The 24,163-nt window shown below is 53.4% G+C and carries 19 protein-coding genes and 1 tRNA gene; 9 read left to right on the plus strand and 11 right to left on the minus strand.

Annotated elements, in window-relative coordinates; all coding sequences use genetic code 11:
• Positions 1 to 130 precede the first annotated feature (130 nt).
• Positions 131 to 757 carry an isochorismate family cysteine hydrolase YcaC gene (gene ycaC / locus OGX96_RS21485; protein ID WP_020996517.1) on the plus strand — a complete coding sequence of 209 codons (627 nt, stop codon included), beginning with the start codon at positions 131 to 133 and terminating at the stop codon, positions 755 to 757.
• Between the two features lie 110 nt (positions 758 to 867).
• Here ycaC and OGX96_RS21490 read toward each other — a convergent pair whose 3' ends face one another.
• From OGX96_RS21490 to lrp, 8 genes are all read right to left on the minus strand, one after another.
• Positions 868 to 1,731 carry a dimethyl sulfoxide reductase anchor subunit family protein gene (locus tag OGX96_RS21490; protein ID WP_003831906.1) on the minus strand — a complete coding sequence of 288 codons (864 nt, stop codon included), beginning with the start codon at positions 1,729 to 1,731 and terminating at the stop codon, positions 868 to 870.
• Between the two features lies 1 nt (position 1,732).
• Positions 1,733 to 2,350: a dimethylsulfoxide reductase iron-sulfur subunit DmsB gene (dmsB, locus tag OGX96_RS21495; protein ID WP_003831905.1), complete on the minus strand. Its 618-nt coding sequence runs from the start codon at positions 2,348 to 2,350 to the stop codon at positions 1,733 to 1,735.
• A gap of 10 nt (positions 2,351 to 2,360) precedes the next feature.
• Positions 2,361 to 4,805, minus strand: coding sequence for a dimethylsulfoxide reductase subunit A (dmsA, locus tag OGX96_RS21500; RefSeq protein WP_008784257.1), 2,445 nt, complete (start codon positions 4,803 to 4,805; stop codon positions 2,361 to 2,363).
• 236 nt (positions 4,806 to 5,041) lie between these two features.
• Complete coding sequence (serS, locus tag OGX96_RS21505; RefSeq protein ID WP_048214580.1) at positions 5,042 to 6,334, minus strand: serine--tRNA ligase; 1,293 nt, start codon at positions 6,332 to 6,334, stop codon at positions 5,042 to 5,044.
• 92 nt (positions 6,335 to 6,426) lie between these two features.
• On the minus strand, positions 6,427 to 7,770 hold the full coding sequence (gene rarA, locus OGX96_RS21510) for a replication-associated recombination protein RarA (protein WP_286584190.1): 1,344 nt from the start codon (positions 7,768 to 7,770) through the stop codon (positions 6,427 to 6,429).
• A gap of 10 nt (positions 7,771 to 7,780) precedes the next feature.
• A complete protein-coding gene (gene lolA / locus OGX96_RS21515) occupies positions 7,781 to 8,392 on the minus strand; it encodes an outer membrane lipoprotein periplasmic chaperone LolA (RefSeq protein WP_003831898.1) in 612 nt (203 codons plus the stop codon).
• A 111-nt stretch (positions 8,393 to 8,503) separates the two neighbouring features.
• Positions 8,504 to 12,451 (minus strand): DNA translocase FtsK, encoded by a 3,948-nt coding sequence (locus OGX96_RS21520; RefSeq protein ID WP_198801941.1) that lies wholly within the window; start codon positions 12,449 to 12,451, stop codon positions 8,504 to 8,506.
• Between the two features lie 134 nt (positions 12,452 to 12,585).
• Entirely contained in the window at positions 12,586 to 13,080 is a 495-nt protein-coding gene (gene lrp, locus OGX96_RS21525; RefSeq protein ID WP_002439523.1) for a leucine-responsive transcriptional regulator Lrp, read from the minus strand.
• Positions 13,081 to 13,627: 547 nt separating this feature from the next.
• On the opposite strand from lrp, the gene trxB reads away from it, so the two are divergent.
• The 5 genes from trxB to infA all read left to right on the plus strand — a co-directional run bounded on the left by trxB (position 13,628) and on the right by infA (position 19,452).
• On the plus strand, positions 13,628 to 14,596 hold the full coding sequence (gene trxB / locus OGX96_RS21530; protein WP_003831889.1) for a thioredoxin-disulfide reductase: 969 nt from the start codon (positions 13,628 to 13,630) through the stop codon (positions 14,594 to 14,596).
• Positions 14,597 to 14,710: 114 nt separating this feature from the next.
• On the plus strand, positions 14,711 to 16,477 hold the full coding sequence (gene cydD / locus OGX96_RS21535; RefSeq protein ID WP_003831887.1) for a heme ABC transporter permease/ATP-binding protein CydD: 1,767 nt from the start codon (positions 14,711 to 14,713) through the stop codon (positions 16,475 to 16,477).
• Positions 16,478 to 18,199 carry a heme ABC transporter ATP-binding protein/permease CydC gene (gene cydC / locus OGX96_RS21540; RefSeq protein WP_128611538.1) on the plus strand — a complete coding sequence of 574 codons (1,722 nt, stop codon included), beginning with the start codon at positions 16,478 to 16,480 and terminating at the stop codon, positions 18,197 to 18,199.
• Positions 18,200 to 18,243: 44 nt separating this feature from the next.
• Entirely contained in the window at positions 18,244 to 18,948 is a 705-nt protein-coding gene (gene aat, locus OGX96_RS21545) for a leucyl/phenylalanyl-tRNA--protein transferase (protein ID WP_191226224.1), read from the plus strand.
• A 285-nt stretch (positions 18,949 to 19,233) separates the two neighbouring features.
• Entirely contained in the window at positions 19,234 to 19,452 is a 219-nt protein-coding gene (gene infA / locus OGX96_RS21555) for a translation initiation factor IF-1 (protein ID WP_002211347.1), read from the plus strand.
• Positions 19,453 to 19,531: 79 nt separating this feature from the next.
• Here infA and OGX96_RS21560 read toward each other — a convergent pair whose 3' ends face one another.
• Complete coding sequence (locus tag OGX96_RS21560) at positions 19,532 to 20,443, minus strand: LysR family transcriptional regulator (RefSeq protein WP_003831675.1); 912 nt, start codon at positions 20,441 to 20,443, stop codon at positions 19,532 to 19,534.
• A 108-nt stretch (positions 20,444 to 20,551) separates the two neighbouring features.
• Between OGX96_RS21560 and OGX96_RS21565 the strand changes: the two genes are divergently transcribed.
• The 3 genes from OGX96_RS21565 to OGX96_RS21575 all read left to right on the plus strand — a co-directional run bounded on the left by OGX96_RS21565 (position 20,552) and on the right by OGX96_RS21575 (position 22,343).
• Positions 20,552 to 21,412, plus strand: coding sequence for a pirin family protein (locus OGX96_RS21565; RefSeq protein WP_008784250.1), 861 nt, complete (start codon positions 20,552 to 20,554; stop codon positions 21,410 to 21,412).
• A gap of 16 nt (positions 21,413 to 21,428) precedes the next feature.
• Positions 21,429 to 22,106, plus strand: a complete 678-nt coding sequence (locus tag OGX96_RS21570) for an isochorismatase family protein (RefSeq protein ID WP_003831673.1) — start codon at positions 21,429 to 21,431, stop codon at positions 22,104 to 22,106.
• 149 nt (positions 22,107 to 22,255) lie between these two features.
• Positions 22,256 to 22,343: transfer RNA gene (locus OGX96_RS21575), tRNA-Ser, on the plus strand.
• 150 nt (positions 22,344 to 22,493) lie between these two features.
• Here OGX96_RS21575 and rlmC read toward each other — a convergent pair.
• Positions 22,494 to 23,621 carry a 23S rRNA (uracil(747)-C(5))-methyltransferase RlmC gene (gene rlmC / locus OGX96_RS21580; protein WP_048214585.1) on the minus strand — a complete coding sequence of 376 codons (1,128 nt, stop codon included), beginning with the start codon at positions 23,619 to 23,621 and terminating at the stop codon, positions 22,494 to 22,496.
• Between the two features lie 41 nt (positions 23,622 to 23,662).
• The gene (locus tag OGX96_RS21585) at positions 23,663 to 24,151 is read right to left on the minus strand and encodes a YbjO family protein (RefSeq protein ID WP_003035378.1); all 489 of its coding nucleotides are present in this window, start codon (positions 24,149 to 24,151) and stop codon (positions 23,663 to 23,665) included.
• Positions 24,152 to 24,163: the final 12 nt, after the last annotated feature.

A 24,163-nucleotide genomic window follows, 5' to 3' on the forward strand; every position in this document is an offset into this window, starting at 1 on the left:
GGATGCTGAGCTGCATTGTCTTCAAAATAGAACAGTGAGTTCTTATTTATCTATCTAATCCAAATATCGTTCTTTTCGTAGACTTAAACTCATCAAATTTCCCCCACTGATACTGAACAGGAGAAATACCATGACTAAACCTTACGTAAGACTTGATAAAGACAATGCGGCAGTACTGCTGGTCGACCATCAGGCTGGCCTGCTCTCCCTGGTTCGGGATATCGATCCCGATAAATTTAAAAACAACGTGCTTGCGCTCGGTGACTTAGCAAAATACTTCAACCTCCCAACCATTCTGACAACCAGTTTTGAGACAGGACCAAACGGACCGCTGGTACCGGAACTGAAAGCTCAATTTCCGGATGCGCCCTACATTGCTCGCCCAGGAAACATTAACGCATGGGATAACGAAGATTTCGTGAAAGCAGTAAAAGCGACCGGCAAAAAGCAGCTGATTATTGCTGGTGTCGTGACGGAAGTTTGCGTCGCTTTCCCAGCGCTCTCGGCTATTGAAGAAGGTTTTGACGTCTTTGTTGTCACCGATGCTTCAGGCACGTTTAATGAAATTACCCGCCATTCAGCATGGGATCGGATGTCTCAAGCAGGCGCTCAATTGATGACATGGTTCGGAGTAGCATGCGAACTGCACCGCGACTGGCGCAACGATGTCGAAGGTCTGGCGACGTTGTTCTCTAATCACATTCCGGATTATCGCAATCTGATGACCAGCTATGACACGTTAACTAAGCAGAAGTAAAGACTGGGGCAAAACACTGACCTGACATGTAGCCGGATAGCGCGCAGCTTTAAGGCCTACGGTTATTGTAGGCTTGTTAAAGCACAAGGCGCCATCCGGCATATTATGGATTAACTCGCCACCGCCATACCGACGGTCATATGCAGCCCGTAGAACACGCCACGACCAATCAGCTCGCCGACTAACAGCAGAATAAACGCGACGGAAAGCAACGGAACGGCAGGCTGGTAACCCTTCACTTGCGGTACTATCCAGCAGCACAACGCTAACGCCAGCGCCACGATCCGCCACGCCATCAGCGAACCGTAATCCGGAACCAGCGCAGAGGCCTGTTGAATCGAACTGTGGATTGTCGCCAGTTCAGTCCCCTGCATTACCGACATGATGGCACTCACGACCAGAGCAAGCACTGATATAGCCGGCAGCAGGCGCATCGCCCAACCATCCACGCCAGCAATTCTCAGTAACAGATATCCCAGCAGCGGACCGCCCATAAACATCGTCAGGAAGAAGCCCAGCGGTGTCCAGACGCTGTACCAGGTCGGTACGGTATCGATGGTGTTATACACGCGCACCATCATCCAGACAAAAACCACACCCAGCACCATGGTGACAACTAACCACAGATTGCGTAATGCGGGCGACATTTTCTTCAACATAGCCAGCAACCAGCCGATACCGCCAACGGCAAAGAAGAGTGAGCCGCTGGCAATTTCGTTACTCAACGCAGATGACCCAACGCGATTGAGTGAGTTAAAGGCGCGCATCGGTGAGCCCAAATGGAGCATGGAAGCAATAAATCCAATGCCCATTAATACCCACAGCCCAAACATGCAGGTAATTACGCGTTGCTGCGATTCTGGGCGTAAGCCCCCTTTCATCAACGCCAGCGCCAGAACAATAAAACCGCCAACCACACACTGTCCGAAGACCGTGAAGATCATCAGCGGCCATTCATGCCATCCACTTCCCATCTTACACCTCCTTCGGATTAGCCAGATAACCTGTGGTATCCCCGGTCGGGCGGCTATTGGCGTTAGGTTTGATGACAATGCTCGGTTTGGTAAAGTGCGCGCCCGGCAGTGGCGCAACCGCAGCCAAAGTACCGTGTTTTTTGCGCAGTTCATCAATTGGGCCAAAATCCAGCGCACGCAGTGGACAGGACTCGACGCAAATAGGTTTCTTACCTTCAGCGACGCGCTCATGGCAGCCATCGCATTTGGTCATGTGCCCTTTGTCAGCATTGTACTGTGGTGCACCGTAAGGACAGGCCATGTGGCAATAGCGGCAGCCGATGCACACATCTTCATCGACAACGACAAAACCATCTTCACGTTTGTGCATCGCACCGCTCGGACACACCTTGGTACAGGCCGGGTCTTCACAGTGGTTACACGCAATGGAGAGGTAATAGGCAAAGACGTTCTGATGCCAGACGCCGTTGTCTTCCTGCCAGTCACCGCCGGCGTACTCATAAATGCGGCGGAAGCTGACTTCAGGGGTTAAATTTTTGAAATCTTTGCACGCCAGTTCGCAGGTTTTGCAACCGGTGCAACGGCTGGAATCAATAAAAAATCCATACTGGGTTGTCATCGGTTACTCCTTACACCTTTTCAACCTGAACAAGGTTCGTGTGTGATGGGTTCCCCTTCGCGAGAGGAGACGGACGCTGGGTCGTCAGGACGTTAATACAACCGCCCTGGTCCACGCGTTTTGCGTCCGGGTCATACCACGCCCCTTCGCCCAATGCCACCACGCCAGGCATCATACGCGGCGTTACTTTCGCCTCGATGTGCACTTCACCACGATCGTTAAAGATGCGCACCTTGTCGCCGTTGTTAATGCCGCGTCGCTGTGCATCCATCGGGTTGATCCACATTTCCTGACGGCAGGATGCTTTCAGAACATCCACGTTGCCATAGGTCGAGTGAACGCGAGACTTATAGTGGAAGCCGGTCAACTGCAGAGGGAATTTCTCCACCAGCGGATCGTTTAAGCTCTCAAAACCTGGGGTATAAATCGGCAGTGGATCAATCACATCACCTTCCGGCAGTTCCCAGGTTGACGCGATCTCGGCAAGCTGCTGCGAATAAATTTCGATCTTACCTGACGGCGTGGTCAGCGGATTGGCGTTAGGATCCTCACGGAACGCCTTGTAGGCCACGTGATGTCCCTGTGGGTCGCGCTGTTTAAAGATCCCCTGCTTGCGGAATTCTTCAAACGTTGGCAGTTCAGGAATGGCTTTGCGCGACTGCTCGTACAGATGACGCATCCACTCTTCCTGAGTACGACCTTCTGTAAACTGCTGCTCAACACCAAGGCGTTTCGCCAGCTCACTGGTCATCTGGTAGATAGTCTTGCATTCGAAGCGTGGTTTGATCGCCTGATCGGTGAAAATCACATACGACATATTTCCGCAGGAGGCATCCAGTGCGAAGTCCATCTGCTCCGAAGCGGTGCAGTCCGGCAGCAAAATATCCGCGTATTTCGCCGAGGAGGTCATATGGCAGTCGATGACAACGATCATCTCGCACTTCTTATCATCCTGTAGGATTTCATGTGTGCGGTTGATATCAGAGTGCTGGTTAATCAGACAGTTACCGGCATAGTTCCAGATCATCTTAATCGGAACATCGAGCTTATCTTTGCCACGAACACCGTCACGCAGCGCCGTCATCTCCGGACCTCGCTCAATGGCGTCCGTCCACATAAACATAGAGATGCTGGTTTCGACTGGGTTTTCCAGCGTAGGCATACGTTCAAACGGCAAACTGTATGAGCCCTCACGCGCCCCGCTGTTGCCGCCGTTAATCCCAACGTTACCGGTAAGGATTGCCAGCATAGAAATGGCACGAGTCGCTATTTCACCGTTAGCATGACGCTGCGGTCCCCACCCCTGACTGATATATGCCGGTTTAGCGCTACCGATTTCACGTGCCAGTTTGACGATTCGATCAGCAGGAATACCGGTAATTTGCGCTGCCCATTCCGGGGTCTTGGCGATACCGTCTTTGCCCTGCCCAAGAATATACGCCTTATAGTGACCGTTTTTCGGTGCGTCGGCCGGTAAGGTTTTCTCGTCGTAACCCACGCAGTATTTATCAAGGAACGGTTGATCAACCATGTTTTCGGTGATCAGCACATACGCCAGACCATTCACCAATGCCGCATCGGTACCTGGGCGGATCGGGATCCATTCATCCTCACGACCCGCGCCGGTATCCGTGTAGCGGGGATCGATAATGATCATGCGGGCATTGGATTTTTGTCGCGCCTGTTCAAGGTAATAGGTTACCCCACCCCCGCTCATACGGGTTTCACCAGGGTTATTCCCGAACAGAACCACCAGCTTGCTGTTTTCAATGTCGGACGGGCTGTTACCGTCAGCCCAGCCGCCGTAGGTGTAATTCAACCCGGCAGCGATTTGCGCTGAAGAGTAGTCACCGTAGTGGTTAAGGTAGCCGCCGCAGCAGTTCATCAGACGTGCTACCAGCGTTTTACCCGGCGGCCAGGAACGTGTCAGGGTGCCGCCCAGCGTACCTGTGCCGTAGTTCAGGTAGATAGACTCGTTGCCGTAGTCTTTGATAAGACGCTGCATATTGCTGGCAATAATGTCGTAGGCTTCATCCCAGCTGATACGCTCAAATTTCCCTTCGCCACGTTTACCGACACGTTTCATCGGGTATTTCAGACGGTCGGGATTATAAACGCGACGACGCATGGAGCGACCACGCAGACAGGCGCGTACCTGGTGCAAGCCGTCATAGTTGTCATCACCGGTGTTGTCGGTTTCAACATACTTTATTTCACCGTCTACCACGTGCATACGCAGAGGACAGCGGCTACCACAGTTCACCGTACACGCGCTCCAGATGACTTTCTCATTGGCCTGTGTCGGATTAAGGGCTTCTGCAGCATTTGCAATACGGGTAAATGGCAGGGTAAACGCGCTACTGGCCACCGCCAGTCCGCCTATCGCCGTCGTTTTCACCAAACCTCGGCGACTAACCTCAGCTGCCAGCATGGCATCGGGGATCTTAGTTTTCATAGTGGCTCACTCTGCTGCTCACAATAAACAAAAGAGAAATACTCGTTATATAGATTTTTATATAGCGTTAATATCGATATACAGACTGGTAGATACCGAATTTGCGAAAAGACAGAGATAAATACTGACTTTCATTCGAAGGCAGTATTACTCCTATGGAGGTAGGCGTTATTGTCCGACGTCAAACGGGCATAAAAAAAGCGCCCTGAGGCGCTTTTTTAGCAAAGAAAGGTAGCTTAGCCGATAAACTCCAGGCCATTCATGTACGGACGTAACACTTCCGGAACCTGAATACGGCCATCAGCCTGCTGATAGTTTTCCATCACCGCAACCAGCGTACGTCCAACCGCCAGACCAGAACCGTTCAGCGTATGTACTAAACGGGTCTTTTTGTCGGATTTGCTGCGGCAACGCGCCTGCATACGACGAGCCTGGAAATCCCACACGTTAGAGCAAGAGGAGATTTCGCGATAGGTGTTCTGCGCCGGGATCCACACTTCCAGATCGTACGTTTTGCATGCGCCGAAGCCCATGTCGCCTGTGCACAGGACGATCTTACGGTACGGCAGGCCCAGCAGCTGAAGAACCTTCTCGGCATGGCCGGTCATCTCTTCCAGCGCGTCCATAGAGTCTTCTGGGCGAACGATCTGCACCATTTCAACTTTATCGAACTGGTGCATACGGATCAGACCACGGGTATCACGACCGTAAGAACCTGCTTCAGAACGGAAGCACGGCGTATGCGCGGTCATTTTGATCGGCAGCGCATCTTCGTCAATGATTTCGTCGCGAACCAGGTTGGTCAGCGGAACTTCTGCCGTTGGAATCAGCGCATAGTTGCTGCTGTCAGCTTCTTCATCCAGAGGACGGGTGTGGAACAGATCGCCAGCAAATTTCGGCAGTTGCCCTGTTCCGTACAGCGTGTCATGGTTAACCAGATACGGAACGTAGTTTTCGCTGTAACCATGCTGTTCGGTATGCAGATCCAGCATGAACTGAGACAGCGCACGGTGCATGCGCGCGATCTGCCCTTTCATCACGACGAAACGAGAGCCGGTCAGCTTAACCGCAGCGGCAAAATCAAGACCCGTGTGCATTTCACCCAGGGTAACGTGATCGCGCACTTCGAAATCAAACTCACGCGGCGTCCCCCAACGGCTGACTTCAACGTTGTCATTTTCATCTTTACCCACCGGAACGTCATCCGCTGGCAGGTTAGGAATGGTCAGCGCAATGTCGCGGATCTCGGCCTGTAAGGTATCAAGTTCAGCTTTCGCGGCATCCAGCTCTTCGCCCAGTTTGTTCACTTCCAGACGTAAAGACTCGATATCTTCCCCGCGCGCTTTTGCCTGGCCGATGGATTTCGATCGAGAGTTACGCTCTGCCTGCAGGTTTTCAGTTTGTACCTGCAGAACTTTACGACGCTCTTCAAGAGCGCGCAGCTTATCTACATCCAGCTTAAAGCCCCGGCTTGCCAGTTTTTCTGCGACTGCGTCTGGCTCATTACGCAGCAGATTGGGATCGAGCATGCTTATCCTGTGCTTATCGAATTAAAATAGGAGAAAGTGACCACAGCCTGCGGTCACAGGGATACAGAGACAACATTACCGCAACGATAACACTAACGGTAGCGTTTTATAGGGCTATTTTGATCCTGTCCGGCGAGCCAGGCGAGCTTTTCGCCAATCTTGCCTTCAAGACCTCTGTTTGTGGGGTGATAATAGCGCGTTTGTGCCATTTCCTGCGGGAAGTACTCTTCTCCGGCGGCATAGGCATTTGGTTCATCATGGGCGTAACGATACTCCTGACCATAGCCCATTTCTTTCATCAGCTTAGTTGGCGCATTGCGCAGGTGGACCGGCACCTCGTAATCCGGACGTTCGCGGGCATCAGCCAGCGCGGCTTTGAAGGCGGTGTAAACCGCATTACTTTTCGGCGCGCAGGCCAGATAAACAATCGCCTGAGCAATCGCTCGTTCACCTTCCGCGGGTCCCACGCGGGTAAAGCAGTCCCATGCGGAAATTGCCACCTGCATGGCGCGAGGGTCGGCATTGCCGACATCTTCAGAGGCAATAGCCAGACAGCGACGGGCAACATACAGCGGGTCACCGCCTGCACTAATGATGCGCGCATACCAATAAAGCGCCGCATCCGGGGCGCTGCCGCGAACCGATTTGTGTAATGCGGAGATGAGATCGTAAAAACGATCGCCTTTATTATCGAAGCGTGCGCTGCGTTCACCGGCAATTTCAGTGAGCAATTCTGGTTTCAATACGCGCTTACCGGAATCATCAACTTCGGCCATATCGGCCATCATTTCCAGCGTATTCAGCGCTCGGCGCGCGTCGCCATTCACCAGTTCGGCAATCGCCCGACGCGTCTCTGGTGGCAGTACGATATCCTGACCACCGTAACCACGGGCATTATCTGACATCGCCTGGTCCAGCACCTGTTCAATATCGTCGGTGGTTAACGATTTCAGTAAATAAACACGCGCCCGCGACAACAGTGCCGAGTTCAGTTCAAACGAGGGATTTTCAGTGGTGGCGCCAATAAACGTGATGGTACCGTCTTCAATATGCGGTAAAAACGCATCCTGTTGGCTTTTATTAAAACGGTGAACTTCGTCCACGAACAGGATCGTACGTCGACCCGCGTTACGATTCTGACGCGCCCGCTCAATCGCTTCACGAATTTCTTTTACACCAGACGTGACCGCCGAAATTCGTTCAACATCGGCGTTAGCGTAACGGGCAATAACTTCGGCTAGCGTGGTTTTCCCCGTCCCCGGCGGACCCCATAAAATCATAGAGTGCAGGTGCCCGGCCTCGATGGCACGCGGCAAGGGTTTACCCGCAGCCAGCAGATGCTGCTGGCCGATGTACTGCGCTAAATTTTCTGGCCGCATACGTGCGGCCAGTGGCTGAAAGGTATTATCAGAAAAGTCGAGCGACAGATTGCTCACTCACACGCCTCTACTTACGTTGATCGTCAACCGTTACACCTTGCGGCGGGGTAAAGGTGAATTTCGAAGGTTCAATCGCACCATTCTGCTGAGATTTCAGCTGATAGCTGCTGCGCTGATCGTCTTGCTCAACGGCACTGAACTGATGGATCGTCCCGTCCCGCCCAACATTGATAGTAAACTGCTTCAGGTTACCGCTGCTGGTTTTTGGCGTCAGCACGAAATCATCGCCGTTTTGCTTAATGTTGTACTGTTGCCAGTCGCTGGCCTGGTTACGTGCAATCAGCATAAACGGCGTGTTGCCCGTAGCGTCTTTCAACCAGGTCGCAGTCGCCTGCTCAACAAACGGGTTAAAGAACCACAGCGTTTTACCATCGGAAACCAGGATGCTCTCGTCAGGCTGCGTCATATGCCAGTTAAAAAGATTAGGGCGTTTAACCCATAAGTCGCCCTGACCCTCCTGCACCGCCGCGCCGCTACCGTCCGTGACCTTCTGAGTAAAGCTGGCATGGAAGCTGCTGACTTTATCCAGACGGCTTTTCAGGTCGCTGGCAGCGTCAGCCCAGACGCTGCTCACCACAAAGCTAGACAGTAATGCACAGGTGATTGCGATTCTTTTCATCGTTATTCCTCAAAATACGTCACTCCCAACGGGGAGATCCCTCTGCTATCCATTTCAGGCCAAAAATCAGCATGAGGAAAGTAGAAAATACTGAATTACTTAACTTTGCAATCATTCGAAGGGCGGCGGAGCCAGCACTTCACGATTACCATTATGCCCTTGTTCGCTGACTATTCCCTGCGCTTCCATCTGTTCGATGATGCGCGCCGCTCGGTTGTAACCGATACGGAACTGACGCTGGACGCCGGAGATTGAGGCTTTGCGTTTCTGAGTAACAAAGTTCACCGCCTGATCGAACAGCGGATCCAGTTCTTCGCCACCATCAAAGCCGCCACCGCCGCCTTCGCTTTCGCTGTCAGAGGTAATGCCATCAACGTATTGTGGACGGCCGCGCGCTTTCCAGTCCTGCACCACCGCGTGAACTTCTTCATCGCGTACAAAGGCGCCGTGTACACGTACAGGGATCGTCGAGTTTGGTGCAGAATAAAGCATGTCACCCATACCCAACAGCGATTCCGCGCCGCCCTGGTCAAGGATGGTACGCGAGTCAATTTTACTGGACACTGTAAAGGCGATACGCGTCGGGATGTTCGCTTTAATCAGACCAGTGATAACGTCAACTGACGGTCGCTGGGTTGCCAGCACCAGGTGGATACCCGCCGCACGCGCTTTTTGCGCCAGACGAGCGATTAGTTCTTCCACCTTTTTGCCAACGGTCATCATCAGGTCAGCGAATTCATCCACCAACACCACGATATACGGCAGTTTTTCCAGCACCGGATGCTGAACATCCATGCTGTCGCCCGGCTTCCAGTATGGGTCTGGAATCGGACGTCCCATACGGGCGGCTTCAGCAATCTTATCGTTATAACCGGCAAGGTTACGCACGCCAAGCGCCGACATCAGTTTGTAGCGACGTTCCATTTCATTGACGCTCCAACGCAAGGCATTGGCGGCATCTTTCATGTCGGTCACAACTTCAGTCAGCAGATGTGGAATACCTTCATAAACAGAAAGTTCCAGCATTTTCGGGTCAATCATGATAAAGCGAACGTCTTCCGGCTGCGCTTTGTACAGCATGCTGAGGATCATGGCGTTCACCCCAACAGACTTACCGGAACCGGTTGTCCCTGCCACCAGCAGGTGCGGCATTTTAGCCAGATCGGCCACCACCGGTTCGCCCGCAATATCTTTGCCCAGCACCACAGTCAGCGGAGATGAGTTATCACGGAATTTAGCGTTATCCAGCACTTCTCGCAGATAGACGGTTTGACGTTTTTTGTTCGGTAACTCCAGTCCGACATACGGTTTGCCTGGAATGACCTCGACCACACGTACCGCCGCGGTCGACAATGAACGCGCCAGATCTCGTGATAGGTTAGAAATACGCGCTGCTTTAACCCCTGGAGCCAGATTAAGCTCAAAGCGGGTAATCACCGGGCCAGGAGAATAGTTCACCACATCGGCTTTAATGCGGAAATCCGCCAGACGCGCTTCCACCAGACGTGCCATTTGTTCCAGTGCGAACGTATCTATCGGCTCAACTTCGCTCGGCGGCGGCGTGAGCAGATCTAACGATGGCAGCGGCGTGCTTGGACGGTGCGCCGGACGACTATCCCCATTACGCATCAGCAGCGGATGGATAAGACTATCCTGCGGCGGCGGTGTAGCAGGCTGCGCTGGCTGCTGATAATGCTGCTGCGATGCAACTGGCTGCACCGGTTGCTGGTAGTGCTGCTGCGGTGTAACAGGCTGCGTTGGCTGTTGATAATGCTGCTGCGGCGCAACTGGTTCCTGGTACTGCGGCGCGGGCTCCGGCATTACGCCAGGCGTAAACAGCGGCTCATGCGGCCCCTCATCCACCAGCGTTTTCATTGGCGAAAATTCAAAGTCATCGAGGGAGAATGGATTCGCTCCGGCAGGCTGTTCACCGGAATAACGCTGCTGCTGAGAAGACGCAAACTGGCGAGCAAGCTCCGCTTCTGCGGCTGAATCTTCGTCATCAGTCTGGTGGGTATCGTCCTGATACTCTTCGCCATAACGATGCTGCTGCGACTGAGCGAACTGACGTGCCAGCTCGTCCTGCTGCATTGCATCCATTTCATCGTCACTGTACGCATCTGTATCAAGCTGCTCTTCGCGCGCTTTCTCTTCAGCCATACGCTGTGACGGCAGTTTTATGCCATATGAAGCCAGTTCACGACGAGTAGGCACGCGCACACGATTCGGACGCGGCAACTGCGGGCCAATGCCCTCTTTCACCTGCGGACGCGGCGTACCGCTGCCTGCAAGGCTAAAGACAGGTGCTGCGGCAGCGGCACCTGCCCCTAACGCGGCGCTTTTTACGCCAGCGGCCAGCGGTGCAACGGCAGCAACAGACTCAACGGGTGGTATGGATGCAGGCGTCGGCATAGATGGCGTAGACGGCTTAACACGCTCAGGCTCCTGAGCAGGTTCTGGGATCGGTTGATACCATGCGGCCAGTTGCTCACGCTCACGCGCACGTTTCTCTTCGACTTCTTCAAAGTAATAGAGCGGCGGACGAGTCGGTTTAACTTCTTCAACCACCGGCTCAGGTTCCACCACTGTTGGTTGTTCAACCACAGGCTGCTGGAACGTAGTGCTCTGTTGAAAAGTTGGATCCTGCTGATAAACAGGTTGCTGCACAGGCTCCGGCTGATAACCAGGCTGCTGGAATGCGGCGTTCTGTTGAGAGGTCGGATCCTGTTGATAGACAGGTTGCAGCACGGGCTCCGGCTGATAAACAGGTTCCGGCTGCGGCGCGACAGGCTGCGTATAAACAGGTTCAACGGGCTGCTGTGCGTAATATTGCGGCTGCGGACTCTGCTCCACAACCGGTTGTTGCCATGGCTCATAAGGCTGCTGCACCGGAGGTTGCGCGTACTGGGCTGGCTGCGGATAACCTTCAGGCGCTGGTGCAATCGCGGCATCACCGGTTTGCGGGCCAGGCACGGGTTGCCAGGCCACAGTTGGGACCGGTTGCTCCATAACAGTGTTGGTCACGGGTGACGTTTGCAGTAACGGATCGACCGGTGCGCTCCAGGCCTGAGCGGCTGTTGTAGCTGCAGCTGCTGCAGCCACAGGCTCGGTCACCGAGTGGCCGTTAAGCAGTGGATCAAGTTCGTCATATTCAGGCAGCGTCGCGCGATTACCGGAAAACAGCACATCATTAGGATCGGCAACCACGCCACGGGCGCTGTATTCAATTTCGTCTTCATCATCCATGCGTTTGCCGGAAAACAGCGCCGCATCGGTATGACGACCAAGCGGGTTGGTAAATTTCTCCGCCAGACGTTTACGGCGCGCTAACGCACCGCGCAGGATACGAGCTCGGCGCGATTCATGGGGTTTGCCATCAGCGGCGTCGACAGACTCTTCTTCGTCTTCATATTCTTCGTCATCGACCCAGGTATCGTCGCGGCGGGTACGGTTGCTGGCAAACGTCAGGATATTGAGTAACCAGCCGCCCAGTTTTTCCGCAATGCTCACCCATGACCAACCGGTGAACAGTGTTAATCCCGCTGCCCAAATGCACAACAACGTCAGCGTGCCGCCGCTGCTGTGCAGCAATGGTTGTAGCGTGGTGCTGAGCAGACTGCCGATCACGCCGCCAGAGGCGAAATACCAGATGTCATCGGCGTTAATTGCGGCCAGCCCGCAGGAAGTGAGAATCAGCGCTAGAACGCCAATAATGCGCAGCGAGACGGCAAAATAATCGACGTATTCGTCGCTGGCCTGATGTCGCCAGGCAAACCAGCAGCCACCGACAATGATGACGGGGATGGTGTAGGCCATGACGCCAAAAATAAAGAACAGCGTATCCGCCAGCCATGCTCCAGGTATTCCACCCAGATTATGGATAGGCTCATGCCACGCGGTTTGCGACCAACTGGGATCCGAAGGGTTAAAGCTGAGTAAGGCAGCCATCAACCAGACGGCAAAAAGGGCAATAAGGATCAGTAGCGCTTCCAGAAGTCGGCGCCCGCTGCTTAACTTCGTCAATGTGACGTCTTTGTCTTCAGTGTATTCCTGGCTCAAAAACGGCTCTCCAGGTTTCGGGCTTTTCCTGCCCGATGCTAAAACGGACAACAGCACCGGGTTGCCCCGGCACTGTTGCTGTATGGATTAACAGGAGTGTAATCAAACTGCGTCGATTTTGCACCTGTTCCGTGTTAGCGCGTCTTAATTACCAGACGATTGCTCTGTTTGACTTCTTCCATTACTACATAAGTACGTGTGTCATTCACGCCAGGCAGACGCAGCAGGGTTTCCCCCAACAGCTTACGGTATGCCGACATATCCGGTACGCGTGTTTTCAGCAAATAGTCGAAATCACCGGAAACCAAATGACACTCTTGAATTTCTTCAAGTTTTTGTACTGCAGAGTTAAATTGTTCAAACACATCCGGGGCGCCACGATTCAGAGTAATCTCAACAAAAACCAGAAGTGATGCATCCAGATAATGCGGGTTTAACAGCGCTGTATAGCCCTGAATAAAACCCTGTCTTTCCAACCGACGCACACGCTCAAGGCAGGGCGTTGGTGAAAGTCCCACACGTTTAGAAAGCTCGACGTTAGAAATACGCCCATCCTTTTGCAGCTCATTAAGAATGTTACGATCGATACGGTCGAGATCTTTGCCAGGGCGCTTCTTACTATCTACCATTATTATTGTCTCTCTGTATTCCTTCCCTACTCCTGCCTGACTCTACCAACATCACTGTTCAGAGTCGCTACCCATCAAAATAAACCGCAACCCAGAGGGATTTTCGGTTCGCAATGTCTGGGTTTATGGTGAGAAGACCGTTGCCTGTCGGCGGCTATCGACATCACGAATGGCATCTGTCCACACCATGCGTAGATTTCGCTAACACGGTAAACATGGTATCTACATGCATGATTATGCAGCACATACATGACACAGTTTTTTTCTTCCTTGAATGTTTTCGCAAAACAGCAGGGGATTGTCAAAGCAAAACATCGATTTTTAGTACAACATGCCAGTTATTCATTCGCAGTGATGGAAAATCGTCATTTTATCACCTTATAACTGACCGATTTTAAGTAGAAATCGTTATAGTATTACGACTAATTCTGCCGTTCATCGGTTCCCGCTATTACACATATTGTTAACAAAATCGCCATACTCTTTTTTTACGCCTGTAAATTCCCTACAATCCTGCTCATTGCCTGCTAACAACTATGGGGATCTCATGGGCGCAACCAAACACAGTAAACTTCTTATTCTGGGCTCTGGCCCTGCGGGGTATACCGCTGCGGTCTACGCTGCACGCGCGAACCTGCAACCGGTACTGATTACCGGTATGGAAAAAGGTGGTCAGTTGACCACAACAACAGAAGTGGAGAACTGGCCTGGCGATCCGCACGATCTCACAGGCCCATTGCTGATGGAACGCATGCACGAACATGCGACCAAATTTGAAACTGAAATTATTTTTGATCATATCAGCAAAGTTGATCTGCAAAACCGCCCTTTCCGTCTGACCGGCGACAGCGGTGAATACACCTGTGACGCACTGATCATCGCCACCGGTGCGTCAGCACGCTACCTGGGTCTGCCTTCAGAAGAAGCCTTCAAAGGCCGTGGCGTTTCCGCCTGCGCGACCTGCGACGGTTTCTTCTACCGTAACCAAAAAGTTGCGGTGATCGGCGGCGGCAACACCGCTGTTGAAGAAGCGCTGTACCTGGCGAATATCGCATCTGAAGTGCATTTGATTCACCGTCGCGACAGCTTCCGCGCCGAGAAAATCCTGATCAAGCGTTTGATGGATAAAGTCGAAAACGGCAACATCGTGCTGCATACCCACCGCACACTGGAAGAAGTGACCGGCGATCAAATGGGCGTAACCGGACTGCGCCTGCGCGATACGCAAAACACTGACAACGTCGAGTCACTTGACGTTGCAGGGTTGTTTGTCGCTATCGGCCACAGCCCGAATACCGCCATTTTTGACGGTCAGCTTGAACTGGAAAATGGCTACATCAAAGTTCAGTCCGGGATTCATGGTAACGCCACCCAAACCAGCATTCCGGGTGTATTCGCCGCCGGTGACGTGATGGACCATATTTATCGCCAGGCGATCACTTCAGCAGGCACCGGTTGTATGGCTGCGCTTGACGCAGAGCGTTATCTCGACGGTCTGGCAGACGCTTGCAAATAAGTTTTACAAATCAGTAACAAAAGTAAAAAAGGCGACTATAAGTCGCCTTTATTTTTGCCTCGTTGTAACATTGTCCTGCCCAAATATTCCAATAACTCACCTGCTAAGCGTGCAATGAATAAAACCCGTCAAAAAGAGCTGACCCGCTGGTTAAAACAGCAAAGTGTAATTTCCCAACGATGGCTGAACATTTCACGCCTGTTGGGGTTCGTGAGCGGCCTGTTAATTGTCGCTCAGGCCTGGCTCATGGCCCGAATTCTCGACCATATGATCATGGACAATATCCCCAGAGAGGCGCTTCTGCTCCCTTTCATTGTGCTGGTATTGATTTTCATCCTGCGTGCATGGGTCGTCTGGTTACGCGAGCGCGTCGGGTTTCATGCTGGCCAACATATCCGCTTTGAGATTCGCCGCCAGGTGCTTGACCGTCTGCAACAAGCAGGTCCCGCCTGGATACAAGGCAAACCAGCCGGGAGCTGGGCTACGCTAATCCTGGAACAGATTGATGACATGCATGATTACTATGCACGTTATCTGCCGCAAATGGCGCTGGCTGTATGCGTCCCCTTATTGATCGTGGCGGCGGTATTCCCGTCAAACTGGGTAGCCGCCCTTATTCTGCTTGGAACTGCCCCGCTGATCCCGTTGTTTATGGCGATGGTTGGTATGGGTGCAGCCGATGCTAACCGCCGCAACTTTCAGGCTCTTGCCCGCCTCAGCGGCCATTTTCTCGATCGCCTGCGGGGCATGGAGACGCTAAGAATCTTTGGCCGCGGTGAAGCTGAAACAGAAAGCATCCGCGCAGCGTCACAGGATTTCCGCCAGCGCACCATGGAAGTCCTGCGCCTGGCGTTTCTGTCATCCGGTGTCCTTGAGTTCTTTACCTCCCTGTCCATCGCACTGGTCGCGGTTTACTTCGGTTTTTCCTACCTCGGTGAACTCGATTTTGGCCACTACGGGACTGGCGTCACATTGGCAGCTGGCTTCCTGGCGCTCATTCTGGCGCCGGAATTTTTCCAACCCCTGCGCGATCTGGGCACGTTTTATCACGCCAAAGCACAAGCCGTTGGTGCAGCAGACAGTCTGAAAACCTTCATGGAAACCCCGCTTGCACATCCTGAGCGTGGCGATATTGAGCTGACAACAAAAGACGCAGTTTCAATTGAAGCAGAAGATCTGGTCATCACCTCGCCGGAAGGTAAAGTGCTTGCAGGTCCGCTCAACTTTACCCTGCCAGCGGGCCAACGCGCGGTGCTGGTTGGCCGCAGCGGCTCCGGCAAAAGTTCGTTGCTCAATGTCCTGTCCGGTTTTCTCTCTTATCAGGGTTCGCTGCGGATTAACGGCTTTGAGCTGCGCGACCTGTCGCCTGATTGCTGGCGCAAACAGCTGTCCTGGGTTGGACAAAACCCGCAGCTCCCTGCCGCCACGTTACGCGATAACGTGCTGCTCGCTCGCCCCGATGCCAGCGAAGAACAACTGCAAGCCGCACTCGACAGCGCCTGGGTCAGTGAGTTTTTACCACTTCTGCCACAGGGTGTGGATACACCAGTAGGCGATCAGGCTGCTCGACTTTCTGTCGGACAAGCGCAGCGCGTTGCCGTGGCTCGTGCCTTACTCAACCCATGCCAGTTGTTGTTGCTTGACGAGCCCGCCGCCAGCCTTGATGCACACAGCGAACAACGCGTGATGCAGGCATTGAAAGCAGCGTCACGCCGCCAGACCACGCTGATGGTGACACACCAACTTGAAGATCTTGCCGACTGGGACGTTATCTGGGTGATGCAGGACGGACAGATCGTTGAACAAGGCACTTATGCCGAACTTAGCGCAGCCAACGGGGCGTTTGCGACATTACTGGCACATCGTCAGGAGGACATTTAAATGCGCGCTTTGCTACCTTATCTGACGCTGTATAAACGTCACAAATGGATGTTAACCCTGGGGATCGTTCTGGCGATCGTCACACTGCTGGCAAGTATTGGTTTGCTGACGCTTTCCGGCTGGTTCCTGTCGGCTTCTGCTGTGGTGGGTGTCACCGGAATTTACAGTTTTAACTATATGCTCCCTGCTGCCGGGGTACGCGGTGCGGCAATCACCCGAACCGCGGGCCGCTATTTCGAGCGGCTGGTCAGCCACGACGCGACGTTCCGCGTGCTGCAACATTTGCGTATTTATACCTTCAGCAAACTGCTGCCGCTCTCCCCTGCTGGCCTGTCCCGTTATGGACAAGGTGAATTGCTTAACCGCGTAGTGGCAGATGTCGACACGCTCGATCATCTCTATTTGCGCGTGCTCTCCCCGCTTGTGGGTGCTTTTGTCGTCATCATGGTGGTCACGCTGGGGCTAAGCGTTCTCGATTTCACGCTGGCTATCACTCTCGGCGGTATTATGCTGCTGACCTTATTTATCCTGCCCCCACTCTTTTATCAGGCAGGTAAAAGCACCGGGCAAAGCTTGACGCATTTACGTGGGCAGTATCGTCAGCAGTTAACATCCTGGCTGCAGGGCCAGGCTGAACTGACCATCTTTGGCGCCAGTGAACGTTACCGCGCCCAAATGGAAGCCACCGAGTTGCAGTGGCACGAAGCCCAACGACGTCAGTCTGAATTAACGGCGCTATCACAGGCGGTCATGCTGTTAGTCGGCGCACTGGCAGTGGTTGTGATGTTATGGATGGCCTCCGGCGGCGTGGGTGGCAATACCCAGCCTGGCGCACTGATCGCGCTGTTTGTCTTCTGTGCGCTGGCCGCGTTTGAAGCTTTGGCACCCGTCACCGGGGCGTTTCAGCATCTCGGACAGGTTATTGCCTCTGCGCTGCGCATCACCGAACTGACCGAACAACAGCCAGAAGTCACCTTCCCGGATGCCGGTTCTCCAGTTTCTGAGCAGGTCACTCTCACGCTACACGATGTTTCATTCAGCTATCCGGGGCAAACACAAAAAGCGCTCGACACCCTTTCGCTGCAGGCTCAGCCCGGTGAACACATTGCGATTCTCGGTCGCACCGGCTGCGGTAAGTCAACGTTACTACAATTGCTGACCCGCGCATGGGATCCGCAGCACGGCGAAATTCTGATTAATGAGCAGCCGATTTCAGCCCTCAGTGAAACCACGCTGCGCCAGAGCATCAGCGTCGTGCCACAGCGCGTGCACCTGTTCAGCGCGACGCTTCGCGATAACCTGCTGCTGGCAGCACCGCACGCCAGTGATGACACATTATCCGCAATGCTGTGCCGCGTCGGTCTGGACAAACTGCTAGAGGGTGATGGACTCAATGCCTGGTTAGGCGAAGGCGGTCGTCAGCTTTCTGGCGGCGAACTCCGTCGTCTGGCTATCGCCCGCGCCTTATTGCACGATGCCCCACTGATGCTGCTGGATGAACCGACCGAAGGGCTTGATGCCACAACAGAAAGCCAAATGCTTGAATTAATTGGCGATGTCATGCGCGATAAAACCGTACTGATGGTGACACATCGTCTGCGCGGCTTGTCACGTTTTGATCAAATAATAGTGATGGACAACGGACACATTATTGAGCAAGGTAATCACGCAGATTTGTTAGCCCGGCAGGGGCGTTATTACCAGTTTAAGCAACGTCTGTAAGCTATTATTGAACGATCAAACTCGCGTAGTGGAGTTTCGCTGTCATGCGCCTGGTGCAATTGTCCCGCCATTCTATAGCCTTCCCTTCACCGGAAGGCGCTTTACGCGAGCCTAACGGTTTGTTGGCGCTTGGCGGCGATCTCAGTCCAGCTCGACTGTTAATGGCCTACCAGCGCGGAATTTTCCCGTGGTTTTCACCTGGCGACCCCATCCTTTGGTGGTCGCCCGATCCACGCGCCATTCTTTGGCCCGAGAAATTTCATCTCAGCCGCAGCATGAAACGTTTTCATAAAAACTCACCTTATCGCGTGACGCTCAATTACGCGTTCGGTCAGGTGATTGAAGGCTGCGCGAACGACCGGGAAGAAGGCACCTGGATAACGCATGATGTAGTGGACGCCTACCATCGCCTGCACGAGCTGGGCCATGCGCACTCCATTGAAGTATGGCGACAAAATGAATTAGTGGGCGGTATGTATGGCGTGGCGCAAGGTACGCTATTTTGTGGCGAATCAATGTTCAGCCGTCAGGAAAATGCGTCCAAAACCGCACTGCTTGTTTTTTGCGCTGAATTTATCCGTCAGGGCGGAAAATTAATCGACTGCCAGGTATTAAATAGCCACACAGCTTCGCTGGGCGCCGTCGAAACCCCACGTCGGGAGTACCTTGAATACCTGAGCAGACTGCGCCAGCAGCGGCTACCGAGCCATTTCTGGGTTCCCAGGACGTTATTTTCGTCTCAGGGGTGAATGTTTTCGGCACATTTTTTGTCGGGGTGTTATAATTGTCGCGCAGAGTTGGTTTAGCCCATTACCCCGCCGCCGTTAAGGAACAGTTCGCGTCAGGCAACGCCTATCGTTTATCTCCTCGTTCCCTTACACGTTGCGCTTTAAGTGCGGCTTTGCCGTGTGTGGTTAGAGTAATGCGCCAAACCCGATTTGCTGTGTTTTAAACGCACAAATCTTTACTTATTAAAAGAACTTCGGCATTATCTTGCCGGTTCAAATTACGGTAGTGATACCCCAGAGGATTAGATGGCCAAAGAAGACAATATTGAAATGCAGGGTACCGTTCTCGATACGTTACCTAATACCATGTTCCGCGTAGAGTTAGAAAACGGTCACGTGGTTACTGCACACATCTCCGGTAAAATGCGTAAAAACTATATCCGCATCCTGACGGGCGACAAAGTGACTGTTGAGCTGACCCCGTACGACCTGAGCAAAGGCCGCATTGTCTTCCGTAGTCGCTGATTGTTTTTAACGCCCGAATGGCGTCCAGATAATAAAAGGTCGGTTTAACCGGCCTTTTTTGTGGGCCAAGGTCAGGTATTTAATCCTCAATCATCCGCGCATATTCTTCCGTTAAGAAATCCACTAATGTGCGTACTGACGGCAATAATCCCCTGCGTGATGGAAAGACTGCGTGAATTATTTCTCGCTTCGGTTCCCAGCCGTCGAGCAATGCCACCAGTTCACCCGCAGCTACTTGATCTTTTACCATCAGCTGTGGAAGTTGAACTACCCCCACACCGGCAACTGCGGCTTCACGTAACGCCAGCATATCGGTGGTGATCATACGTGGCGTGAAATGCACCTCCGCACGTGCGCCCTGCGGCCCGAATAACTCCCAACGATGCACATGTTTACCCGTCGCCAGACTCAGGCCAGGCCAACGCGTCAGCTCCGCCGGAGAATGTAGCGTTCCCATTTGCTCGATTAACTGCGGGCTGGCATACAAACGATGTCCCCTGTCCGCCAGCACACGCATCACCAGGTCGCTATCCTCAAATGGTCGGGGCCTGACGCGAATCGCCACGTCCAGGCCCTCTCCAACAACGTCCACGCGGCGGTTAGTGGCCTCCAGTTGCACTGATACGTCAGGATAACGCGCCATAAAACGGGCAAGCATTGGCCCGATATGCACATGCAGCAGCGTGACCGGACACGTCAACTTCACCACGCCACGCGGTTCAACCTGTAACGCGGCAATCGCATCCTGCGCTGCCTGCGCTTCCACCAGCATCGCCTTACAGTGTTCGTAAAAGGTTTGCCCAACTTCCGTCACGTTAAACTGGCGGGTGGTTCGCTGAATCAGTCGAACTCCCAGCGTCTCTTCCAGTTGCGCTATCCGTCGGCTTAGTTTTGATTTCGGTTCATCAAGCGCCCGACCCGCCGCCGCGAATCCCCCTTCCTCTACAACATGTACAAACCATGCAAAATCATTGAGATCCGGCTTTGTCATCTAATTGTCCTATTCATGAGACAGTGAGGACTATTTTAGCTACTACTCAGCTCGCTGTCATGAATATAAGCTTATTCACATCAAGATAACGCCACAGAGGAGACACATATGAAACAAGTAACAGGCGTCTACACCGCACCTCGCCCACACTGGGTTGGCGATGGATTTCCGGTTCGCTCGATGTTTTCTTACCAGTCTCATGCTGAGCAGCTAAGTCCGTTCCTGCTGCTGGATTACGCCGGTCCACATACGTTTACGCCGGGTAACGAAAAACGCGGCGTAGGTGAACACCCTCACCGTGGTTTTGAGACGGTGACCATCGTTTACAGCGGCGAAGTTGAACACCGTGATTCAACCGGTCGCGGCGGCATTATCGGCCCCGGGGACGTGCAGTGGATGACCGCAGGAGCAGGAATATTACACGAAGAGTTCCATTCACCTGAATTTACCCGTCAGGGTGGCGAACTGGAAATGGTACAGCTGTGGGTCAATCTGCCAGCAAAAGACAAAATGGCCGTTCCGGGTTACCAGGGCATCAGCAGCGATGTGATCCCCACTGTCGCCCTGCCTGATGAAGCAGGGAGCGTTCGTGTGATTGCGGGCAGCTATCAGGATACAAAAGGCCCGGCACATACCTTCTCGCCGCTGAACGTCTGGGATATGCGTGTGCAACGTAATCATCAGCTCACGTTGTCCCAGCCGGAAGGATGGAGCACTGCCCTGGTGGTATTGAAAGGGAATATCACCGTAAACGGCACTACGTCTGCCAGCGAAGCGCAACTGGTGGTGCTGAGCCAGCAGGGGAAAACGCTGCATATTGAAGCCTCCAGCGACGCCAGCGTGCTGCTGCTTTCTGGAGAACCGTTGAACGAGCCGATTGTAGGTTACGGTCCATTTGTAATGAACACGAAACAAGAAATCGCTGAAGCCGTACGCGATTTTAACTCCGGCCGCTTTGGCCAAATCTGAATCGAAGGAGAAGAATATGTCCAGTCCTGCAAACTTTAATGGTTCACGTCCGGTCATCGATGTGAATGATTCCGTCATGCTGCTTATCGATCATCAGAGCGGGCTGTTCCAGACCGTCGGCGACATGCCAATGCCAGAACTGCGTGCGCGTGCCGCCGCGCTGGCTAAAATGGCGACTCTGGCGAAGATGCCGGTGATTACCACGGCATCCGTACCGCAGGGACCTAACGGCCCGCTGATCCCTGAGATCCACGCCAATGCGCCGCATGCCCAATACGTGGCGCGTAAAGGCGAAATCAACGCCTGGGATAATGAAGACTTCGTGAAAGCGGTCAAAGCAACGGGTCGTAAAACGCTGATTATCGCCGGTACAATTACCAGCGTGTGCATGGCTTTCCCGGCTATCAGCGCGGTTGCGGAAGGCTATAAGGTCTTCGCAGTGATCGACGCTTCCGGTACTTACAGCAAAATGGCGCAGGAAATCACCCTGGCTCGTGTTGTTCAGGCTGGCGTCGTGCCGATGGATACCGCCGCAGTCGCTTCTGAAATTCAGGGCACATGGAACCGTGAAGACGCCGCCGAATGGGCGGAAGTGTATACCAAAGTCTTCCCGGCTTATCAGTTGCTGATCGAAAGCTACAGCAAAGCTCAGGAAGTCGTGACCAGCGGCGAAAAACTGGACTCTCAGCGCTAATCCTTTCCTCCGCGCCTGCCTGGGCGGAGGAATATGTATATTGCGTAACCAAACGAGAGTTAGCACGTAAATTCTGCTTGACCGTTTTAGCGCAACTCCCTATAGTAGCGCCCCGTTGCCCCCCAAGCGGTCAGGCAGCAATACAATATGGTGAGGTGTCCGAGTGGCTGAAGGAGCACGCCTGGAAAGTGTGTATACGGCAACGTATCGGGGGTTCGAATCCCCCCCTCACCGCCATATTTTAAGAAGAGCTCGTACGAAAGTACGGGCTTTTTTTTCGCATGTTGCATTTGCCGGATGCGGCGCAAGCGCCTTATCCGGCCTACATTGCTTCAGCCTTGCATATCTCCGTAGGCCTGATAAGCGAAGCGCCATCAGGCATGGCAGTTATTGTCGGCTGAGCAGCGTTAGCACTTCATAGTGCGCGGTGTGTGGGAACATATCGAAAAGTTGGACGCGTTCAATGCGATACCCGGGCAACTCACGAATATCCTTCGCCATGGTTTGCGCATTACAGCTGGAATAAACGATATAACGCGGTGCCATGCGGGAGAGAAAATCGCACAGCGGCTTTCCAATCCCGCGACGCGGCGGATTCACCAGCACCAGGTCAGGTACTTCACCCTGAGCGGTAGCAAACTGGGTTGAATCCAGCGCCTGAAAATGCAGATTCTGCAACCCAAGCTCCTGCGCTGACTGCTTCGCGCAGGTAATCGCTTCTGGCGCGATTTCAATCCCCGTCAGTTTCATTTGCGGTGTAGCACAGTGCAGACCAAAACCCCCGACGCCGCAAAACAAATCCCACATGTGATTAACCGGAAGCTGACGCACCCAGTCACGCGCCGTGGCATATAACTGCCCCGCTACCACCGGATTGGTCTGGAAGAAACTCTGCGGGCGGATCCACAACGGTACATCGTTAAAGCGTTCCGCCAGCGCCTGTTGTTCCGTCAGGAAGATTTCTGTCTCCCCTTCCATAATCGCCATATGCACCGGCTGAATATTGGCAGTGATCACTTTTAACTGTGGGAGTTGTGCCTGCAACCAGGGTAGTGCCGCGCGCAGTTGTGCCAGTTTTGCGTCAGAACGCAGGACAAAACGCAGCATCATACCGCCGTCGTATCGGCTTTCCGTTAACAGCAGATATTTCAGCTCCCCGCGTTTGCGCGCCACGTTATAGGGCGTCAGCCCCGCCCGAGCGATAAACGGCTTAAGCGCGGCAAATACGGGCGCAAAAGACTCAGGATAGAGCGGACAGTCGCACAAATCCTCAGGCGTACCGTCACGATGCAGCATTCCCAGAAGCGGTTTTTCCACGCTGCCGCTGACTACCATTTTGGCTTTATTACGAAACGCGCTTTCCGGACCACTGACCGGCGCGCACCATTCTCCGACCGGATACTCGGCCAGCAGATTCTGCAGATCGGCTGTTTTTTCGAAGAGTTGATCGGCGACAGGCTGTGTTATCCACTGACAGGAGCGGCAGCGTTCGGCGTCATATAGTGCGCACTGCATACAAAGACCTACAAATTAACCGGGGGCCAAGATTATACACGTTATTGCAAACGGAAGAACCGCCTGCTGGACGCAGGAACAAACAGCAGCAGCAATACCAGCATATCCGGCAGTTTTTGCATTACCAGAGTATGCAGGATTTCGCGTCTGGACTCCCCCGCAATACTGAACAGTTCGGGATATCCGTAGCCCAGCGAAGCCGCCCACAGATAGACGCTGGCGATAATCTGGGTCAACAGATAGATCCAGCGCGCCCAGTTCCGTCCTTTTACCAGCGAAAATGCGCAGTAAATTTCGATAAATAGCAGCACCAGACTGCCCAGAAACACCAGCGTCAAATTCCAGGTCTGCACACTGCGATGAATAAACTCACTGGTTCCACGAAACCCAAGCGTATTAAAAATCATCAACAGATCGAGACAGCGGATCATGATAATAGCCAGCGCCGCCACCTGCACCAAAGCAGGGACGTTTAAGCGAGCATGTGATGTGGATGATTTCTTAAAAAATCCCAACGCGTCGTCTTCCATGAAAACGGCGCA

This window comes from Citrobacter sp. Cpo100 (assembly GCF_030332595.1).
Taxonomy (GTDB): domain Bacteria; phylum Pseudomonadota; class Gammaproteobacteria; order Enterobacterales; family Enterobacteriaceae; genus Citrobacter; species Citrobacter portucalensis.

Excerpts from the sequence above, each read along its gene's own strand:
- OGX96_RS21560 (WP_003831675.1), bottom strand. The coding sequence starts at position 20,443 with ATGACAAAGCCGGATCTCAATGATTTTGCATGGTTTGTACATGTTGTA.
- serS (WP_048214580.1), bottom strand. The coding sequence starts at position 6,334 with ATGCTCGATCCCAATCTGCTGCGTAATGAGCCAGACGCAGTCGCAGAA.
- OGX96_RS21570 (WP_003831673.1), top strand. The coding sequence starts at position 21,429 with ATGTCCAGTCCTGCAAACTTTAATGGTTCACGTCCGGTCATCGATGTG.
- dmsB (WP_003831905.1), bottom strand. The coding sequence starts at position 2,350 with ATGACAACCCAGTATGGATTTTTTATTGATTCCAGCCGTTGCACCGGT.
- infA (WP_002211347.1), top strand. The coding sequence starts at position 19,234 with ATGGCCAAAGAAGACAATATTGAAATGCAGGGTACCGTTCTCGATACG.
- cydC (WP_128611538.1), top strand. The coding sequence starts at position 16,478 with ATGCGCGCTTTGCTACCTTATCTGACGCTGTATAAACGTCACAAATGG.
- lolA (WP_003831898.1), bottom strand. The coding sequence starts at position 8,392 with ATGAAAAGAATCGCAATCACCTGTGCATTACTGTCTAGCTTTGTGGTG.
- ycaC (WP_020996517.1), top strand. The coding sequence starts at position 131 with ATGACTAAACCTTACGTAAGACTTGATAAAGACAATGCGGCAGTACTG.
- dmsA (WP_008784257.1), bottom strand. The coding sequence starts at position 4,805 with ATGAAAACTAAGATCCCCGATGCCATGCTGGCAGCTGAGGTTAGTCGC.
- OGX96_RS21585 (WP_003035378.1), bottom strand. The coding sequence starts at position 24,151 with ATGGAAGACGACGCGTTGGGATTTTTTAAGAAATCATCCACATCACAT.
- aat (WP_191226224.1), top strand. The coding sequence starts at position 18,244 with ATGCGCCTGGTGCAATTGTCCCGCCATTCTATAGCCTTCCCTTCACCG.
- OGX96_RS21490 (WP_003831906.1), bottom strand. The coding sequence starts at position 1,731 with ATGGGAAGTGGATGGCATGAATGGCCGCTGATGATCTTCACGGTCTTC.
- trxB (WP_003831889.1), top strand. The coding sequence starts at position 13,628 with ATGGGCGCAACCAAACACAGTAAACTTCTTATTCTGGGCTCTGGCCCT.
- rlmC (WP_048214585.1), bottom strand. The coding sequence starts at position 23,621 with ATGCAGTGCGCACTATATGACGCCGAACGCTGCCGCTCCTGTCAGTGG.
- OGX96_RS21565 (WP_008784250.1), top strand. The coding sequence starts at position 20,552 with ATGAAACAAGTAACAGGCGTCTACACCGCACCTCGCCCACACTGGGTT.
- lrp (WP_002439523.1), bottom strand. The coding sequence starts at position 13,080 with ATGGTAGATAGTAAGAAGCGCCCTGGCAAAGATCTCGACCGTATCGAT.
- cydD (WP_003831887.1), top strand. The coding sequence starts at position 14,711 with ATGAATAAAACCCGTCAAAAAGAGCTGACCCGCTGGTTAAAACAGCAA.